The sequence below is a fragment of the Bacillus weihaiensis genome (assembly GCF_001889165.1).
Lineage (GTDB): Bacteria > Bacillota > Bacilli > Bacillales > Bacillaceae > Metabacillus > Metabacillus weihaiensis.
This window is the reverse complement of record NZ_CP016020.1, coordinates 2,604,242-2,623,207: the sequence shown is the minus strand read 5'-3', so window position 1 is coordinate 2,623,207 and position 18,966 is coordinate 2,604,242. Positions and strand designations below refer to the sequence as shown.

21 protein-coding genes are annotated in these 18,966 nt (G+C 34.2%); 17 read left to right on the top strand and 4 right to left on the bottom strand.

What is annotated here, in order from left to right; translation table 11 throughout:
• Positions 1-17: 17 nt before the first annotated feature.
• Positions 18-512, bottom strand: a complete 495-nt coding sequence (locus tag A9C19_RS12625) for a L,D-transpeptidase family protein (RefSeq protein WP_072580279.1) — start codon at positions 510-512, stop codon at positions 18-20.
• 300 nt (positions 513-812) lie between these two features.
• Between A9C19_RS12625 and A9C19_RS12620 the strand changes: the two genes are divergently transcribed.
• From A9C19_RS12620 to crcB, 4 genes are all read left to right on the top strand, one after another.
• The gene (locus A9C19_RS12620; protein ID WP_072581873.1) at positions 813-2,297 is read left to right on the top strand and encodes a Ppx/GppA family phosphatase; all 1,485 of its coding nucleotides are present in this window, start codon (positions 813-815) and stop codon (positions 2,295-2,297) included.
• 327 nt (positions 2,298-2,624) lie between these two features.
• Positions 2,625-4,736: an RNA degradosome polyphosphate kinase gene (locus A9C19_RS12615; RefSeq protein ID WP_072580278.1), complete on the top strand. Its 2,112-nt coding sequence runs from the start codon at positions 2,625-2,627 to the stop codon at positions 4,734-4,736.
• Between the two features lie 147 nt (positions 4,737-4,883).
• The gene (locus A9C19_RS12610; protein WP_072580277.1) at positions 4,884-5,249 is read left to right on the top strand and encodes a fluoride efflux transporter FluC; all 366 of its coding nucleotides are present in this window, start codon (positions 4,884-4,886) and stop codon (positions 5,247-5,249) included.
• Positions 5,242-5,595, top strand: coding sequence for a fluoride efflux transporter CrcB (gene crcB / locus A9C19_RS12605; RefSeq protein ID WP_072580276.1), 354 nt, complete (start codon positions 5,242-5,244; stop codon positions 5,593-5,595). Before A9C19_RS12610 ends, crcB begins: the two co-directional genes overlap by 8 nt.
• A 329-nt stretch (positions 5,596-5,924) precedes the next feature.
• Here crcB and A9C19_RS12600 read toward each other — a convergent pair whose 3' ends face one another.
• Positions 5,925-6,788, bottom strand: a complete 864-nt coding sequence (locus tag A9C19_RS12600) for a metallophosphoesterase (protein WP_072580275.1) — start codon at positions 6,786-6,788, stop codon at positions 5,925-5,927.
• A gap of 312 nt (positions 6,789-7,100) precedes the next feature.
• Between A9C19_RS12600 and fadH the strand changes: the two genes are divergently transcribed.
• The 4 genes from fadH to A9C19_RS12580 all read left to right on the top strand — a co-directional run bounded on the left by fadH (position 7,101) and on the right by A9C19_RS12580 (position 10,850).
• Entirely contained in the window at positions 7,101-7,865 is a 765-nt protein-coding gene (gene fadH, locus A9C19_RS12595; RefSeq protein WP_072580274.1) for a 2,4-dienoyl-CoA reductase, read from the top strand.
• Positions 7,866-8,105: 240 nt separating this feature from the next.
• Positions 8,106-9,320 carry an EAL domain-containing protein gene (locus A9C19_RS12590; RefSeq protein WP_072580273.1) on the top strand — a complete coding sequence of 405 codons (1,215 nt, stop codon included), beginning with the start codon at positions 8,106-8,108 and terminating at the stop codon, positions 9,318-9,320.
• Between the two features lie 54 nt (positions 9,321-9,374).
• Entirely contained in the window at positions 9,375-9,614 is a 240-nt protein-coding gene (locus tag A9C19_RS12585; RefSeq protein ID WP_072580272.1) for a hypothetical protein, read from the top strand.
• Positions 9,615-10,166: 552 nt separating this feature from the next.
• A complete protein-coding gene (locus A9C19_RS12580; protein ID WP_072580271.1) occupies positions 10,167-10,850 on the top strand; it encodes a DUF3993 domain-containing protein in 684 nt (227 codons plus the stop codon).
• 252 nt (positions 10,851-11,102) lie between these two features.
• Here the strand turns inward: A9C19_RS12580 and A9C19_RS12575 are convergent, their stop codons facing one another.
• Positions 11,103-11,339 (bottom strand): glutaredoxin family protein, encoded by a 237-nt coding sequence (locus A9C19_RS12575; protein WP_072580270.1) that lies wholly within the window; start codon positions 11,337-11,339, stop codon positions 11,103-11,105.
• A gap of 1,161 nt (positions 11,340-12,500) precedes the next feature.
• On the opposite strand from A9C19_RS12575, the gene A9C19_RS12570 reads away from it, so the two are divergent.
• The 5 genes from A9C19_RS12570 (at position 12,501) to A9C19_RS21510 (ending at position 15,213) form a co-directional block, all read left to right on the top strand.
• A complete protein-coding gene (locus tag A9C19_RS12570; RefSeq protein ID WP_072580269.1) occupies positions 12,501-12,737 on the top strand; it encodes a YkuJ family protein in 237 nt (78 codons plus the stop codon).
• Positions 12,738-12,821: 84 nt separating this feature from the next.
• The gene (locus A9C19_RS22040; RefSeq protein WP_099092768.1) at positions 12,822-12,974 is read left to right on the top strand and encodes a hypothetical protein; all 153 of its coding nucleotides are present in this window, start codon (positions 12,822-12,824) and stop codon (positions 12,972-12,974) included.
• A gap of 196 nt (positions 12,975-13,170) precedes the next feature.
• The gene (locus A9C19_RS12565; RefSeq protein ID WP_072580268.1) at positions 13,171-13,689 is read left to right on the top strand and encodes a ribonuclease H-like YkuK family protein; all 519 of its coding nucleotides are present in this window, start codon (positions 13,171-13,173) and stop codon (positions 13,687-13,689) included.
• Positions 13,690-14,100: 411 nt separating this feature from the next.
• Positions 14,101-14,532, top strand: a complete 432-nt coding sequence (gene cbpB, locus A9C19_RS12560; protein WP_072580267.1) for a cyclic-di-AMP-binding protein CbpB — start codon at positions 14,101-14,103, stop codon at positions 14,530-14,532.
• A gap of 213 nt (positions 14,533-14,745) precedes the next feature.
• The gene (locus A9C19_RS21510; RefSeq protein WP_145925795.1) at positions 14,746-15,213 is read left to right on the top strand and encodes a hypothetical protein; all 468 of its coding nucleotides are present in this window, start codon (positions 14,746-14,748) and stop codon (positions 15,211-15,213) included.
• On the opposite strand, the gene A9C19_RS22275 is transcribed toward A9C19_RS21510, so the two are convergent.
• Positions 15,149-15,472 carry a VOC family protein gene (locus tag A9C19_RS22275; RefSeq protein WP_072580266.1) on the bottom strand — a complete coding sequence of 108 codons (324 nt, stop codon included), beginning with the start codon at positions 15,470-15,472 and terminating at the stop codon, positions 15,149-15,151. The genes A9C19_RS21510 and A9C19_RS22275 overlap by 65 nt on opposite strands.
• 195 nt (positions 15,473-15,667) lie before the next feature.
• Here A9C19_RS22275 and A9C19_RS12550 point away from each other — a divergent pair, with 195 nt between their 5' ends.
• The 4 genes from A9C19_RS12550 (at position 15,668) to A9C19_RS12535 (ending at position 18,932) form a co-directional block, all read left to right on the top strand.
• Positions 15,668-16,534 (top strand): transcriptional regulator CcpC, encoded by an 867-nt coding sequence (locus A9C19_RS12550; RefSeq protein WP_072580265.1) that lies wholly within the window; start codon positions 15,668-15,670, stop codon positions 16,532-16,534.
• A 136-nt stretch (positions 16,535-16,670) separates the two neighbouring features.
• A complete protein-coding gene (gene dapD / locus A9C19_RS12545; RefSeq protein ID WP_072580264.1) occupies positions 16,671-17,381 on the top strand; it encodes a 2,3,4,5-tetrahydropyridine-2,6-dicarboxylate N-acetyltransferase in 711 nt (236 codons plus the stop codon).
• Between the two features lie 61 nt (positions 17,382-17,442).
• Entirely contained in the window at positions 17,443-18,579 is a 1,137-nt protein-coding gene (locus A9C19_RS12540) for an N-acetyldiaminopimelate deacetylase (RefSeq protein ID WP_072580263.1), read from the top strand.
• A gap of 107 nt (positions 18,580-18,686) precedes the next feature.
• Positions 18,687-18,932, top strand: coding sequence for a YkuS family protein (locus A9C19_RS12535; protein ID WP_072581872.1), 246 nt, complete (start codon positions 18,687-18,689; stop codon positions 18,930-18,932).
• The last annotated feature ends 34 nt before the right edge of the window (positions 18,933-18,966 follow it).

Sequence of the window (18,966 nt, the reverse complement as noted above, 5' to 3'; positions counted from 1 at the left end):
TAATAAATTCTTAAGTCTTAAGGTCTAATTATTACTCTTGTGCCATTTGGAACAATGGAAGCGAGATCTAATACATCTTGGTTATACATTCTAATACAGCCAAGAGATACTGCTTTACCGATAGAATTTGGATTGTTTGTACCGTGGATGCCATAATGGATCTTAGATAAGCTCAACCACATCGCACCGAAAGGGCCGCCTGGATTTGGCTCTCTATTAACTATGACATAGTTTCCAATTGGTGTAGCTGTGACCTGTTTACCAACAGCTATTGGATATTCTTTACTAACTTGTCCGTTTGCGTATAGTGTTAAACGTCTTTTAGAAACCGAAACAATAATTTGGTAGGGTATAGTATCAGGGTTAGGTATATGTGGTATCTGAATTTGTTGACCAATGAATAGGAGATTTGGGTCTGTAAGCTGATTTGCTCGAACCAATTTATTCACAGAAGTACGATAATCCAATGCAATAGATCCTAATGTTTCGTTAGGCTTAACGGTATGAATCAAGTAATATTCCTCCTCTAAACTAATTAATTTGTTTATTCTTCCTACTTAAGTGGAAAGTTTTAATAAAAAATAAATGTAGAAATATAACCACCTAATATCAATTAAGAATTATGAATACTCAAAAAAAATTAGTACTGAATATGATATAATGTACAAAAATTATTTGTTGTATGTTATAGGAAAAGGGTAAATGGAAAGGGATATAATTGTAGATTCACAAAAGGTCCGAATAGAAAAAATGTAAGGGTGTTGAATGTGAGTAAAGAGAAGTACGCAATCATTGATATCGGGTCAAATACAATGAGATTGGTTATTTATTTAATGGAAAAAAGTGGTCGGCTAAAAGAAATTGAAAATGTGAAAGTAGTAGCTCGATTACGAAATTATTTATCATATGATGAAATTCTTGAAGAAGAAGGAGTTTCCGTTTTAATTGATACTCTGAATAGCTTTAAGGAAGTTACAACTCACCATGAATTAGAAAAAGTAAAATGTGTAGCAACAGCAACAATAAGACAAGCAAAAAATCAAAAAGAAATTTTAGAAAAGGTTAAAAATAAAACAGGATTTAAGATGCGGATTCTTTCTGAATATGAAGAAGCATATTATGGATTTTTAGCTGTGGTGAACACGACACCATTTGAAGAGGGCAATACTATTGATATTGGTGGTGGAAGTACAGAGTTAACGTATTTCTCAAATCGAAAGTTAGTTAATTATCATAGCTTTCCTTTTGGGGCATTATCATTGAAAAAACAATTTATCTCTGGTTTTACTCCTACAAGTCAGGAACTTACTTTGTTAAAGAAATTTATTTATGATCAGTTCTCTCAATTAGAGTGGTTACAAAACAAATCCCTTCCAATTATTGCTATTGGGGGAAGTGCTAGAAATGTTGTTCAAGTTCATCAAGAATATATCAGTTATCCTATTGCAGGTGTTCATCAATATATGATGAGTAACGAAGATCTTGTGGAAATTGATCAATATATTCAGTCTTTACCATTTCCTGAGCTACAGAGATTAGAAGGTCTTTCTAAAGACCGTGCAGACATAATCATACCAGCTGTCAAAGTATTTAAAAGTATTATGGAGGTTGTTAATGCCCAACACTTTGCTTTAAGTAGAAAAGGATTACGTGATGGTGTGTTTTTTGAAGAATTAACAAAAAATATCGGAATCTCTGTTTTTCCTAAAGTCATTGAAGAAAGTTTTAATGAACTAGCAACGGATTTCACGATTGATCTCAATCATGTTTTTCACGTTACGAATAGTGCCATGATTATTTCACAGCTTTTAAATGAAAAAGGATTAGCTTCTATTAATAGAGTAGATTCACTATTATTAAAAAGAGGAGCATTTGTGTACAATATCGGAGCTTATATTGATGCAGAGGCAAGCAGTCAGCATACATTCTATCTGTTAGCAAACCGTACAATTGATGGACTTCTTCATCGAGATAGATTGATTATTGCTTTAATTGCATCGTATACAAGTAAATCGAGTTTCAAGAGAAATGTAGCTCCATATATACAATGGTTTAGTAAAGAAGAGTTAGTAAAATATAGATTACTGGGAGCGATTATAAAGCTAGCCTATAGCCTTCATGCGACTCGTAGAAATATTATCCAAGCAATTGACTTACGTAAGGAACAGGATGAATTAGTGTTTACCATTTTATGCAAGAAAGACTGGCGTCCGGAACAATACCAAGTTGAAAAACAAAAAAAGCATTTGGAAAAACTATTAAAAATAAACATTAATGTCCACTTTGAATCAGTATAACAAGAGGAATTGGTAACGATTAGTGAGAGAGCAGATTGAGTATTTCTAACACTTATTATCGTTACCATATTTTTTATAGAAAAGTAACAAAAGGATACTAAATGACTAGAAAATAAACAAGATAGTAACGACCATTATTGAATTCTTTTAAATAGATGAAATCATTATGTTAGGTGCCCACATGAGGATTTTAATAAATAATCTTCAGAGTTTTTTTTGCCTTTACGAAAAATCAACATAAAATTTACAAAAAATTTACAAGGACACAATCTGTATTAATGCTATCATAATTACGTAGCAAATTGTCGAAAAAAAGGGTGACGTAAGATGAACACATTAAATAAAAATGCAATTGAACTTCAAAGTCCGCTATATTATAACAATAGGGAACTTAGCTGGCTTGCTTTTAATGAACGTGTGCTAGAAGAAGCGCTAGATGAGCGTAACCCTTTACTGGAACGGTTGAAATTTTTGTCAATTTTTAGTTCGAATTTGGATGAATTTTTTATGGTGCGTGTTGCAGGTTTAAAGGATCAAGTAAAAGCAGGCTTTAATAAACCGGAAAATAAAGCTGGTATGACACCGAAACAGCAATTGAATCAAATAGCCATAGACACTCATCGACTAATTGATATTCAATATAATACATACAATAAAGTGTTAGTACCTAAGTTAAATGAAGAGAACATCGAAATTATCCAGATGAGTGATGTAACGCCTTCACAGTATTCGGTGCTTGAAGAGTATTTTAACGAGCAAATATTCCCTGTTCTTACTCCTATGGCAGTTGACGCTTATCGACCATTTCCAATGTTGCTTAATAAGAGTTTAAATTTAGCGATTGTCATTGAGGACAATGATGAGTTTGAGGAAAATCGCTTTAAAACAGCCATTGTACAAGTGCCAGCTGTCCTACAACGCTTTGTTGAATTGGAAACAGGAAATAATAAAACTCAATTTATCCTCCTTGAAGATGTTATTAGCCACTTCATTTATAAATTATTTAAAGGGTATAAGGTTGTTTCAGTATCTGTTTTTCGTATTACCAGAAATGCAGATATGACAATACATGAAGAAGGAGCTCGTGATTTACTTAAGGAAATTGAAAAAGAACTGAAGAAACGTAAGTGGGGGGCGGCCGTTCGCCTTGAAATCCAAAAAAAGGGCTTTGATTCAAATATCCTACGCTATTTAACAGACGAGCTTGAAATTCATCAGAAGGACGTTTATGAAATAGATGGTCCTATTGATTTAACCATTTTGTTTGGTTTTTACAAGCAACTATCAAAAAGTAGAGAAGATCTTGTTTTTGAAACACTCATCCCACAGCCTCCAAGAGATATTTCGTCTGACGAGGATATTTTTGAGAAGGTATCTGAACAGGATGTATTTCTACACCATCCATATGAATCCTTTGAACCTGTTGTGGAGTTTATTGCTGATGCAGCAGATGACCCGGATGTATTAGCTATCAAGCAAACTCTCTATCGTGTTAGTGGAGATTCACCTATTATTGATGCATTAAAACGGGCAGCTGAAAACGGAAAACAAGTAACGGTTTTAGTCGAACTAAAGGCTCGTTTTGACGAAGAGAATAATGTTCAATGGGCTAAAGAATTAGAAAAGGCAGGTTGTCATGTCATCTATGGTATGACGTATTTAAAAACTCATAGTAAAATTACATTGGTTGTAAGAAGAAAAAATAATCGTATTGAGCGTTTTGTCCATTTAGGTACGGGTAACTATAATGATCAAACAGCGAAAATCTATACGGATATGGGAATACTCACATCTAAACGCAAATTCGGTATTGATGCTACCAATTTCTTTAACTATCTAAGTGGGTATACAGAAAAACCTGAATTTCACCACCTTTCTGTCGCTCCATTCGATATACGAAAGGATTTTATTGGATTAATTGATGAAGAAATTAACTTCCAAAAACGCTTTGGAAATGGAAGAATTATTGCGAAAATGAACTCATTAACAGACAAACTACTTATTACTAAATTTTATGAAGCTTCTAATGCTGGTGTGAAAATTGATCTAATTGTTCGTGGAACATGTTGCTTACGTCCAGGTATTAAAGGGGTTAGTGAAAATATTAAAGTTCGTAGTATTGTAGGAAGATTTTTAGAGCATAGTAGAATCTATTTCTTCCATCATAATGGAGAAGAAAAAACATTTTTATCATCAGCAGATTTAATGACGAGAAATATGGAAAAACGTGTAGAAATTCTATTCCCAATCTTCGATGGTGATATTAAGATGCGATTAAATGCTATTTTATCAATTGCACTTGAAGATAATGTTAAGGCTAGAGAGCAAGATGAAAATGGAATCTATCATTATGTGGATCGAAAACAAAATGAACCTATAGTTGATAGTCAGCTACATTTATTTAGCAAAGCATATCAAGTCATGGAAGACGAAGAGTAAGGTAAGAGAAAGGAGCGGTGCTAAGGTGCTGCTTCTTATTTTTATTCTAGAAAGTTTATTCAGGGTTTGAAAAATGGACGTACTTTGAGATAATCATTAAGTTAGCTAATTTTGTTAGTTTGATCATATTATAAAATGGGAGGAACTATGAAAGATAAGGTTATTAATACGCTTCTAGTTGCTCTTGGTGGCTCATTCGGTTCAATGAGTAGATATGCTGTTTCCATTCCTATTTTAGTAGAGCCTTTACCTACTTTTATTGTGAATATTATTGGAAGCTTCATCCTTGGATATGTATCTACTTACAGTAGAAACACTCAGTTGAAATTATTTATGGGAACAGGATTCTGTGGAGGTTTTACAACGATGTCTACCTTTAGCTTGGAGCTCACATCATTACCAATTCACTTTGCTAGTGGGTATTTAATTGCTACATTACTATGTAGTTTTATTCTTGCCTATTTAGGAACGTGGTTAGGAACTTTAATGAAAGGAAGTCACAATCATGATTAGCGTAGCAGTAGGAGGGGCGTGCGGAGCAGCATTAAGGTATCTCGTCGGAGAGTGTATTGCCTTATATTGGCAAAAGGCATTCCCAATTGCTCTAATTCTTATAAATTGTCTAGGTGCATTTTTTCTAGGGCTTATCATTCAATATGCAGATGACTCTCTTCTCATACTAATGGCTACTGGGTTTTGTGGAGGATTTACAACGTATTCAAGCTTCAGTATGGAGGCAGTTAGTTTACTAAGAAGTAAAAAATATCTATTTTTCATCTCTTACATTCTGTTGACAATCATGGGGAGTATACTTGCTTATGTATGTGGAGAGATTGTGAGTTCCTTTTTTTATAGATAAGAATGTGAAATTTATGTTGCTGCCCAAGTTTTAGAGTGTTGCATCACGTGTCTTGCCCGTTTTATTATTGTTTAGGAAACTATAAAATGCATCGTTTGTCGATAAGTGCATCGACATCCAGCTCCAACCACTATCCCCGATGGATAAAGTGTAGTCGTTGAAACAGGACGTCGCACTTTTGGACTGCTTCCCAGCTCCAAGACTGACCAAGGTACTTGCGATTTTATACTTTCATATAAAGAGAATAGCTACTTAATTTTTGCGACCAAACTTATTTGTGAATTCCCGAGATATGTGAAATATACTTACGACTATGAGTAATGTGCCCTTTATTTAACAGATTTTAATGTGAAACAGCTGATTTCAGGAGTGGACAAAAATCGGAAAGGTAGTCTAGTTGTCCCTAATCCTCTATTAACATATAATTTCATATTCTCCACTTCATACATACCTTCAAAATACTCTGTTGCATAAGGAGGCGTAATCAATGGACCATAAAAAGGTAATTGAATTTGCCCGCCATGACTATGACCAGATAACTGTAAATCAACAGAGTATTGATGTGTTTCGAGAGCTGCATCTGGTTCATGTGCTAACAAAATATTGAAGATTTCTGGATTTAAGTTTCCTAAAGTACCTTCATAACTAGGGTTTCCAAGCATTAAATCATCTAGTCCAGATACACTAATCTTAGTTCCATCTTGCTTTTGAATTGTAACAACTTGATTATTTAGTAAGGTAAAACCAGACATTTCAATGACATTTTTATAAATATCTGTTCCATATCCACCATGGTCATGGTTTCCATATATTGCGTATTTTCCATAAGGAGCTTTTAATTTTTCTAGTACTGGAACGATCTTGTTTACATACTCATATTGATTGGGCTCATCCATTAAATCTCCTGTAAAAAAGACTATATCTGGCGAAATACTGTTCATTTTCTCAACAATTGTTTCTAATCTGTCTAACGTAAAGTAGTTGCTCAAGTGAGTATCACTAAATTGAACAACCTTAAACCCATCAAAAGAAAGAGGTAGCTTCTTGTTTTCGATGTTAAAATTTGTAATATCTAAAAGGGAGGGCTCAAAGTATCTTGCGTAAGAATACCCTCCAATAGAAACTAAGAGTCCACCAATCGAAAAGGAAAAAAGACCTTTAATAAAGGATCTTCTTGAATATTGTTTTGTCATAATCTTCAATCATTCCTAAAATTTAATCTAATTATGTGTTATAAAAATAAATGAGCTGCTTCTGAGCTTTATCCACTATCCAATACAGTGAATATCTTTATTTAAGTATATCACGGTCAAAGTATGTTTGTTATTACATTTTTAGAGACAATAATCTTTCAAAGGTCAAGATGGAGGTACGTGTTAATTACCCAAAGTACATACTATTTAAAACAATTTATAAGGTGTTATGTTTAGAAAATTAGAAAAATATAACAAAGTGTGGTAAAATCAAAAATGAATACTCATTCATTTTTGATAAGGGGGATCACAATGAAAGATAAAGTAGTCATTGTAACGGGTGGATCAAACGGTATGGGGAAAGTCATGGCACAACGCTTTGCAAAAAATGGTGCCAGAGTTGTGATTATTGGAAGGTCCTTAGAAAAATTAGAAGAAACAAAGCGAGAAATTGAAACGTTTGAAGAGCAAGTTTTACCTTTTCAATTAGATGTAAGAGATCCGGAAATGATTTCAGAGATGATTCAAACTGTTGATCAAAAGTTTGGCAGAATAGACGCGCTTGTTAATAATGCAGCAGGAAATTTTATTTGTCCAGCTGAAAAGTTATCTGTAAATGGATGGAATTCAGTGATTGATATTGTTTTGAACGGAACATTTTATTGTAGTTCAGCAGTGGGGAAGTATTGGATTGATAAACAAATTAAAGGATCAATGATCAATATGGTTGCTACATATGCTTGGAATGCAGGTGCAGGAGTTATTCATTCTGCTGCTGCAAAATCAGGTGTATTATCCATTACAAGAACTTTAGCTGTTGAGTGGGGACGAAAATATGGTATAAGAGTGAATGCAATTGCTCCTGGTCCAATTGAAAGAACGGGCGGTGCAGAGAAACTATGGGAATCAGAAGAAGCGGCAAAGCGTACCTTATCAAGTGTTCCGCTTGGAAGATTAGGTACACCGGAAGAGATTGCTGCATTGGCAAGCTTTTTATTATCGGAAGATGCGTCTTATATAAATGGAGAATGTATTACGATGGACGGAGGACAATGGTTGAATCAATACCCTTTTTAGTAAATTAATTCGTAAATAAAATAAAAAAAGTTCACTTTTTATAAGAAAGTGAGCTTGTTTCTTTAAAATAAGATTGTATAAAAAATTTGTATTAGTATCAGTGTCTAGCTCAAAGGGAAACTTATGATCTTATGAATCAATAAATCGCAATTTTTAGATATTATTTACCTGAATCTCATCTGAAATTCACCCATATGTTATAATGATAATCAACAGATAGATATAGGTGAGGGGATTGAAATGGATCCATTAGATGTTATGGCGAATTTAGAAAATGTTTTTCCATACTATCAGGCGATATATAGTGCGGATGAACAGCAAATCATAGGATATGAAGTGTTAGGTCGAATTTCCTTTCAGGAGAAAGTGGAGAGCTTGGGGAGCTTTTTCCAAGATGAATCAGTTCCTGAAGATTATCGAAATGAAGTTGATGATTTTATTTTACATATGGCAATAAATCAATTCATTCAATTGGAAGATAGAGATTTACTTCTATTTGTTAATCGTGATGCTAATTTACTAATGGTCGATCATGGGGAATCATTTCTTCAGCTATTATTAGAAAGCCAAGAAAAAGGTTTACAATTGGATCAAGTTGTTTTAGAGATTGCAGAACATCAGTTTCATGAAGACACTGAACAGCTATATCATCTATTAACGTACTATAAGACATATGGGATTAAAATAGCTATTGATAATATAGGAAAGGGAAGCAATAGCTTAGATCGTATAGGATTATTATCTCCAGATATTCTTAAGATTAGTTTACATCCTCTAAGACTCACATCACCTCTACAATCGTATTATGACGTTCTTTATTCTATATCACTTTTAGCAAGGAAAATAGGTGCAACGCTGTTGTATGAAGATATAGAAGTGAATTTCCAGCTTCAATATGCATGGAAAAACGGTGGGAGGTATTATCAAGGTTTTTTTCTAGATCTTCCGAAGTCTGAATTTTCGAGAAAAGATGAGCAGAAGGAAAAGTTGAAAAAAGAATTTCAAAGGTACATCTCTACTGAAAAAAAGAAATTAGAAACATTATATCATTTCACAGAGTCTTTCCATAAACGTGTTTCAGCTGCTATTTTGCAAGATGATCAACATATAGCATATGATGATTTATTACTTGACTTAACACAAAAGTTTGATGATTGTTGTTTTAGAATGTACGTTTGTGATGAGGATGGCTTTCAGCAGTCTGTTAATATGTTTAAAAGAAATGATTGGGAGTCTCAAGCACAGTATTATATGAAAAACTGGAGCTGGCGTCCTTATTTTTTAGCAAATATCATTCGAATGAGACATGATAAAAAAGGTGTTTTAAGTGATGTGTATAGTGATATCGAGACTGGAGACTTAATTCGTACTTTTTCTTATCCTCTGAAAGACACGAATTACTTATTTATTGATTTATCGTATGAATATCTCTATGAGCAAGATGAACTATTGTAACGAGCATATTTCTACAAAAATGTGTCATCCTAATTGATAAGGGGTGACTTGGAAATGACTATTTTAACGACGGTGCTTGGTGTTGTCGCATTATTAATTTTGACAGCGAGTCTTATTTATACATTCAAGGTAGGAAAGTTAGTAAGTGAAAGAAAAGCAAATTATGACACACAGATAAACGAAAAGGTACAAGAACATCCTTATGCACGTAACCCCATCTTTTTAGCATATCTAATAGCGGGAGTTCTTTCACTATCCTATATCTTCTATTTAGCTTTTACAATTACTCGATAGAGACGGACCTTTAATCAGTATCAAATAGTGGAAAGGGTGAATTTGATTTAGATCAAATTCGCCTTTTTTAGGCTCTTTTTTTAACTTTGTTGCTATTTAGTATTCATTTTAAAGTATATAGTCATCTTACATACTCAATGTCAATGTTAGTAAGAAAGAAAAGAGCAGCTCTCCCTTTGCAGACAGAAGAACATTGTATCATCCGATTCTTGGTTTTTTTAAGAAATCATGAGATGAAACCCCTCCTTAGGAAGGTAGGGCTAAAAGCTAAGGATGTCAAAGGGAGATCTCTCAGTAGAAAAGTTAAGAATACTTTAGGAATGCCACCAATGAAGAGGGGATATCTAAAAATGAACTCAACAACCATTTACCAAAAAGCTACTTATTAAGAGAAAATTTATTTATGCAAGTTTGGCTATGTCGTTTCTTAGGGTAGAGAATACTAAAAAGCTGTCGTTTCTTTTCTTTATTTTGCGAAGAGTTTTTTCCCTGATCATATTGTGTTGTTGGTAGAATATACTAGTAGGTTAATCTGGACAAGGGGTGATGTTCATGAGACGAAAAATAATAAATACGTTGATAGTAGGAATGATTTTATCCTTATTCCTGTCTAATTCAGTCGTTGCTACTAATAATGAAGAGAACAAGCAGGTACGGGATAAAATAATAGAACGTACACTTAATGCATTCAATGCTCAAGTTGCATTATCGGAAATGCCAAGAACTAAGGAAGAAATGAAAAAGATAATATATCCCTATTTTACTGATGAATTTGTTGAACGATACTTACAGGAAAATACTCATGAAGTAAACGGGAAATACATTGTCTATGGTACAGATTCACCGACCGATACGATTCCATTCTTTAGCTTTAATGAAGCAACTAAAGTTAAAGTAGAAGAAAGTTCTATTATCGTATATGAGTTTTTTCCTTCTTCAAATGACGGACCTGTCAGCTATTCAGATCACTATGAACTTGTATATCTTCAGAATCTAGAAGGTGAGTGGAAGGTTAATGAGATAAATCCTTTTGCAGAAAACCCTAAATTTATTGAAGAGGAAAAAAATAATAGTAAAGAAATGTACGAAACCGTACCTACTATAGATACGGTTGAAAAAGCAAGTTCATATTCAATGGATAGTGAATTACCTAAGCTAGAGTATTTTCTTCAATCGGAGATGTATTTTCTATCTTTCTTTACTAAAGTTAAGGAAATGATAAACAAATTTAACTAGTGAAAGTTTATGTTGTTGTGAATAAAAGATAATCGAAAAAGCTTTATCTTTAATTAGGTAAAGATGGGATTTGATTAGTCAAGAAGCTTTCGTTTTCCCGAAACAACCCTATTTATACATACACAAGAAAAAAGCTTGGCTAGTCACTAGGGTTTTTTCTTGAGAATCTTCAAACCTCATTAAGTAAGGATAAACAACGCACCGACAGTATGTTCAGCAGCTAATCTCTACCTAAAGAGACCTTGTGATTAGTTACTTTATTTCCAAAAGCCGCTCTAATTTCTTCAGATCAAAACCAGTCACGACTTCCTGATTAACAGTAACTGTCGGAGTAGAGGAAGAGCCCAGTTCGTAGACTAATTTGTCACGTGCCGCCATGTCGCTACTAATATCTTTTTCGATATAAGTTATTTGATGATGGTCTAAGAATTGTTTGACAATCTGACACGGGGGACAACCTGGTTGTGAATAAATTGTTACATTTTTCATTTGATTAGCTCCAATCACGTATAAAAGTTTGAAATGATAAAGTGTTTTCGTAAAGATTGTTGATTCTATAAAAACTCTAAGTATCGGTTTCTTTTCTTACTAGCTTATCAGCTTCTTTTGGATGAATGAAGCTTAAATTTTAAAAATTTAGTTAAATGAATCCATTTTATACATGCTTATTTTTAAGAAACACAAATCTACAGAATTTAGATACCTTTTACATTTTGTCTCTTTTCATAACCTTTGTCTATTTATCAAGTGTCCGTTCTGTTTGAATCCCGGTCCAGTTGCTCGCTTCCCACGGAGTGAGCGGTGAGCTTAACGGCATATACGCCTACGATATCGTTCGAATCGTTTCACTAGGTCTTTAATAAATGGTATCCGTCAAGCATTCTAACAGGCAAAAGAATAAATAACGGCAGCAAATTTGTACTTAACAGGTTTACCGAAGCATAATTTTTTCATCACTACAGAGGGTATTGATTCGATATCGATAGCTATAAAAATAGCTTCAAATCGTTGGGGAGGTACTCTCTTTTTGCTTCTTGAAAGGCTTGGGCTCTAAGGATTCAATTTTTAAAATTCATTCAAATAGCAGAAAGGATTCACTGATAAAAAAAAGAGAATAACAAAAACAAGGTTGAATTTTATCAAAATGTGTTACAATAACAAAGGCTAACACCTAGCTTAGTCATGTAACCTGCATTCTACTACAATTATATCGAAATCTTATTAAAATGATATTTCTTTTACTTAGAGGCTCTTCTCTAAGCGATTGTTATTTTAGCTCAATGCTAGTTTGATGTAACTTACTTTTTAAAGGTGGACTTGTTGCAGAGCTTTAGAGAACCACCTAGTGAAAGGAAATCCCTTTACGCCTTTGGTAATTGGCCTATTATTGGGAATTGTAATGGGACAAAAATCTGGTTAAATAGCAACAGATTTTATGGAAATAGCCTATTTTCTAAGAACATTATTTCTTAATTTATTCATTCTTATGATTTCCTTGGTATTCGAGTCGTACATAGTGTAAAATTGATTTGGCACAAACAAAGATTAAAAGGATTGAATCTTTGTTAAGTGGTTAGAATGTAAGGTAGAGTAAACAATAAAATTCAAGGAAATAGTTATACGTTAACTCTTCCGGAAGGGGGATAAAAAATGTCACAGCTTTTAGGTATTATTACGAGACTTCAAAATTTACAAGAAAATTCTGGTTCAGGCGAACCTATTCAGCGTTTCTTCGAGGTTGAAGGAGAGAAGCGTTGTAGTGTAAAATATTTTGATAAGAATAACACGTTTGAATTAGAAGTATACCAAAAAGGTGAAAAGCCTCAATCATACCAATTTGATAACATTGATATGATCGCAATGGAAATATTCGATTTACTTCAATAAATGAGTAGTAGTACGTAAGTCGATATTGCTTTATAACATGTACAGTTAATCGAATTATAGCTGTACAAGCTAGGAGGAACCCACATGAAAAAAGAGCCAACGGTTATTTGCCCTTTTTGTCATGAGCAGGAAGTACTTTCTAAAACGTTAACGGCGCAATCAAATCAAAATGTTATTTTTACCTGTCCTAGTTGTCTCGAAAGCATTACGAATATAGAGACGAGCAAAGGAGACTAACCATACCTAAAAAGGTATGGTTTTTTATTTTGTATACACACATAAATGTCTTAAGGATGCAGCGTGTTATAAATTCCCCTAAACTTCCTCTAACGTAGAAAAAAATCATAAGGACAAACAATACGATCATATGATTAAATGGGATGGTCTACTTTTAAAGATAGTTCAATATCAGCTATTAACAAGGGGTTGTGACATGAACGAATATTATACCTTTTACAATGTCTCTGAAAAGAATATGTCGTTTCATACTGTTATTGACCGTTTGAAAGAGTTTATTGAAAAGGATCCCCGTTCTACTTATGTTCTATCAATTGGATCTGATTCTCATGTACATCAAAAGGAAACGAAGTTTATCACTGCTATTCACCTTCATCGAGTAGGTAAGGGTGCTTGGGGCTGCTTAAAAAATGAAATGGCTCAAAGACCAATCATGAGTGTGCGTGAAAAGATTTCAATGGAAACGGCTTTGAGTATTGAAATCGCTTATTATTTCACTTCTCAGTATTTAAATGATTTGTCTGATTTATTGATTCCCTATAGTGATGAAGGAGCTGACCTTATTTTTGAAATTCATCTAGATATCGGGAAAAAGGGAATGACAAAGGAATTAATTCAAGAAATGACTGGACGAATTGAAGCGATGGGAATTGAAGCGAAAATTAAACCAAATTCATACACAGCATTCAGTTATGCGAACAGATTCACAAAATAGAGGCAATATCAAAAAGCTAGGATTGGATACTCTTCGCCGGGTATCGTTTTTCATACTCTGGAGAGTTTAAGCCCATTTATGTATGTTTCGAAGTAAATGTAAGGATGCAAATGTTCCTTATTAGTGAGAAAATCATTGATTCAAGAGAGTAAACACATTATTTTGGATTTTAGTGAAAGAGCCACTTAACAAAGAAGAGACTACACGTTGATGTAATTAATACAATCGAAAAATATAAGCGCTTACAATAAATTACTCCAAAAAGTTTTTTTAGTAGAAAAGAAGACTTCTTTGTAAGAGAGGAATCTTAAAAATGATAGAGGAATTATGATATGATAGATAAGGGATTTTGAAACCTCTATATCATACGTAATAAGAGATGAAGAAAGATTGTAGAGAGGGAGAGCAATCATGTTTAGTCTTAACAACGAAAAAATTGATCATATGAAGGTAAAAGATTTAATGATACCAGCTGATAAAGTAGCACATGTACAACTTGGAAATAATCTTGAACATGCCCTGTTAGTTTTAACAAAAACAGGCTATACGGCAATTCCAGTATTAGATCCTACTTTTAAGCTTCATGGTTTAATTGGAATGAATCTTATTATGGATAGCATCTTTGGGCTAGAAAGAATCGAATTCGAAAAGTTAGAACAAATGAAAGTGGAAGAGGTTATGAATACTGACATTCCACGCCTTTTTCTTCACGACTCTATAGAAAAAGGTTTAGATCTTGTTGTTAATCATCCTTTTGTATGTGTTCAAAATGATCAATCCTTATTTGAGGGTATATTTACGCGAAGAGCTATCCTAAAGCAAGTGAAAAAGAAATTTAAGTAAAGTAATTTACTAACACAAATTATAGGAAAAAAAAACGATGACATGGAATGTGTTTCATCGTTTTTATTTTGCGCTAAAAGAACAATTATATATACGTAAGATATGGTGGTGAAAAAACGTAAAGGCTAGTACTTAATGAAAAACAGGATGAAAAAGGAAACAAATATATACCAAATCATCCACTTGTTTTAGCTACAGTGATGAGGGCGATCCTTGGCGGCTAATGAAACGACGATTGTTGATTGTTGCAACAGCAATGCTGAGAAGCGTTTCAAAATTGGGTATGTTCTCATTATCCAGCTGGAGATTTTTCGCGTATTTGTTAAAGAATACTGTGACGGTTCTGATTTATGGACAAAAGCTAATTTCTATAATTGGAATCCTAGTCTTTTTGGTTTGTTCAAGAGTTTGGGGCAGGGGGGCACGCCAATAGCCTCAACGGCTTTACTAGATCAGTCTCAACGTACGGATGATATGGAAGTAGCAAAAAATTCATTGCGAGATGGTTTAGCGTATGGTTTACATCATGTAATGGTTTGTCTTTTATTTGCAGTGACTTGCTTTCCCCCTCATTTTATTTCATTAAAAAGAGAAGGAAGAAATTTTTTCATCCCTTCTAGTAAACATACTCAAGAAACTCAATCCGATTCTGGAAAGGATCACAGCAAGAAAATCGATTAATAGCGGGAATCGGTAGTTCTTCCTTAATTTGAACATTATGCCTCTTTAAATGTTTTTTAACATAGGACAAATCTTGTACGATAAATGCTGGGTGACGCTTACTTGTTTCAAGCATCATGTGTTCTACTCCAATATGGAGCATGACTGAATTTGTGGTACACCAGAACCCGCCATTTTTCTTTAGGATATCTGGTTTTTGTACTTCTTGAAAGCAAAGTATTCCTAAGTAAAAATCTCTCGCTTCTTTTTCCTTCCCCATTGGGATACAAATCTGAATATGATCTAGACCTATGATTTGGTTATCCAGCTTACCATCACCCTTTCAAATATTGCGTATGTTCTCTTTACAAATGTCCTCAACATCCTTATCATACTATTGAAACTGTGATAAAAAAATAAGCTTTTTATAATCCTTCTTCATAAGAAAAACTTATCTATAAGCAGGTGTTAAATGATGCAAACGTCTGAGCTTCGGATGCTCGCAGTATTAGCAGAGGAAATGAATATGAGAAAAGCGGCTGAACGTTTATTTGTCTCTCAGCCTGCTTTGTCACAAAGACTCCAAACGATAGAGAAATCCTGGGGCTTTCCAATTTTTATTCGATCACAAAAAGGTCTTACACTTACTCCTGCAGGAGAAAAAGTGATTACTTACGCTAAAGAGGTCGTATTAAAAGAAGAGAAGGTACGAGATGAAATTTTGGCTATGGAGGGAGAGGTTCATGGAACTCTAAAGCTAGCTGTTGCTTCAATCATTGGTCAGCATTGGCTACCGAAAGTGTTAAAGGAATATGTAAGGAAATATCCACATGCAAAAATTTCACTCATAACTGGCTGGAGTAGTGAAATCTTAAAAAGTATGTATGAAGATCATGTTCATATTGGAATTATAAGAGGGAATCCTGAATGGAAAGGACTAAAAGAGCACTTATTAACGGATTCATTATATCTTGTAGATACAGAAATAAGCCAGCTCCAAGATGTGTTTCATACAGAAAGGCCATTTATTCAATTTAAAAGCGACTCAACGTATTATCAGGAGATACAAGACTGGTGGCATCGCCAATTCCATAGTGCACCAAAAAGAACAATTGTGGTTGACCAAATTGAGACATGTAAGCAAATGGCACTTAATGGAATTGGTTATGCTATTTTACCATCCGTTACGTTACATGATGAGGATAAAGATGTATTTAAGATCCCTTTAACAGATGAAAAAGGAAAGTCAATTGAGAGGGATACTTGGTTATTAGGCTTTGAATCGTCCTTTAAATTAAAACAAGTACAAGCATTTTTAGATATCGTGAAAGAATATGGGTGAGGGATTATTCGATAAGCAGAAATTTCATTTTTATAGTTTTAGTGAAAATATTCTTACAATGCTTGTCAACGACGTAATCCTTTGATACAGTAAAGAGTGTCACTTTATAATGATTCTAGATTAGGAGGAAATACATATGAAAATGATGGATGCTAATGAGATAATCTCATTTATACAAAACAGTACAAAATCTACACCAGTAAAAGTATATGTAAAAGGTAATTTAGAGGGAATTCAATTCGGTGAAGCTACTCAAACATTTATTACAGGAAATACAGGTGTCGTATTTGGGGAGTGGGCTGAAATTTCTGCAGCACTTGAAGCGAATAAATCAATTATTGAAGATTACGTAGTTGAGAATGATCGTCGTAATTCGGCAATCCCGTTACTTGACCTTAAAGGAATTAAAGCTCGTATCGAACCAGGGGCAATTATTCGCGATCAAGTTGAAATTGGTGATAATGCTGTCATCATGATGGGTGCTTCTATTAACATCGGAAGCGTTATTGGTGAAGGAACTATGATTGATATGAACGTTGTATTAGGTGGAAGAGCAACTGTAGGAAAGAACTGTCACATTGGTGCAGGCTCTGTTTTAGCTGGAGTTATTGAACCACCTTCTGCTAAACCAGTTGTAATAGAAGATGATGTTGTCATCGGAGCAAATGTTGTTGTTCTTGAAGGAGTGACAGTTGGTAAAGGTGCAGTTGTTGGAGCAGGAGCTATCGTAACGAAAGATGTTGAGCCATATACAGTAGTAACTGGTGCACCAGCACGTAAAATTAAAGATATCGATGCAAAAACAAAATCTAAGACAGAAATTATGCAAGAACTAAGACAATTATAATAGTAGAAGAAGGCGTGGATGTGAAAATCCACGCCTTATCTATAGAAAGGAGTGAAAAATTGTGAATAAAGAGAAGTACATTCAAATTCGTAGAGACTTACATAAAATCCCGGAAATAGGCTTTAAGGAAGTGAAAACACAAGCTTATTTAGTAAACTACCTACAAAAACTCCCTTCAGAACGAATTGAGTTGAAAATATGGGAGACAGGTATCTTTTTATTAGTGAAGGGGACAAAACCTGAAAGAATAATTGGATATCGAGCTGATATGGATGGATTGCCAATTACAGAAGAGACTAATTATGATTTCAAATCAGAACATGAGGGCTATATGCATGCATGTGGACATGATTTCCATATGACAATCGCTCTAGGTATCTTAACACATTTCGTTGAAAATCCAGTACGTGACTCACTCCTTTTCTTATTTCAACCTGCTGAAGAAGGTCCAGGAGGAGCAGAACCTATGCTTAATAGTAAGGTTGCAAAAGAGTGGAAGCCTGACATGATTACGGCTCTCCATATTTCACCAGAGCTACCTGTAGGAACGATTGCAACAAAGCCAGGTCTTCTTTTTGCGAATACGTCCGAATTATTTATTGACCTGAAAGGCAAGGGAGGACATGCTGCTTATCCACATATGACAAATGATATGGTGGTCGCTGCATGTTCTTTAGTCACACAGCTTCAATCTGTAGTCTCCCGTAATGTTGATCCATTAGATAGTGCTGTTATTACTATAGGTAAAATTACAGGTGGGACCGTACAAAATATTATTGCAGAAAATGCTAGACTTGAAGGGACAATACGTACGCTTTCAGTAAAATCAATGGAAAAGGTGAAAGAGCGAATTGAAGCTTTAGTGAATGGCGTTGAGGTCGGATATAACTGTAAAGCCACGATTGACTATGGGGCTATGTATCACCAAGTATATAATCAGGAACATCTCACAACTGAATTTATGAAATATGTAAATGAGAATACTTCTTTTACTGCAAATGAATGTACGGAAGCGATGACAGGAGAAGACTTTGGCTACATGGTAGAGCAAATTCCAGGGTTTATGTTTTGGTTAGGTGTTAATTCTGATTATGGTTTACATCATGCAAAATTACAACCAGATGAGTCGGCGATAAATGTGGCGATTCAGTTAATGACCTCTTATTTATCTTATAAAGCAAATGAGGTACAAGCTTAAGCTTAATGTATTCTATATTCTATTTTTGTACACGTTTAGCAATTAGTTTTTTTAAACGTATATTTGATCCATCTGTGTACACAATACATGTAGGAGGTGGATTAATGATGGCAAAAATCGGTGTAGAACAATCGTTATCTGACATCACTGCTGCATTACAAGAAAAAGGGTATGACGTCGTTCAATTAAACAATGAAAATGATGCAAAAGGCTGTGATTGCTGTGTAATCACGGGACAAGACTCAAATGTTATGGGAATTAGCAATGCTGTAACGGCTGGATCAGTTATTCAAGCTAGTGGGTTATCGGCTGACGAAGTATGCCAGCAAATTGAAAGTAAAATGAATCATTAAATACGAAAAAAAGAGCACATTGATGATGTGCTCT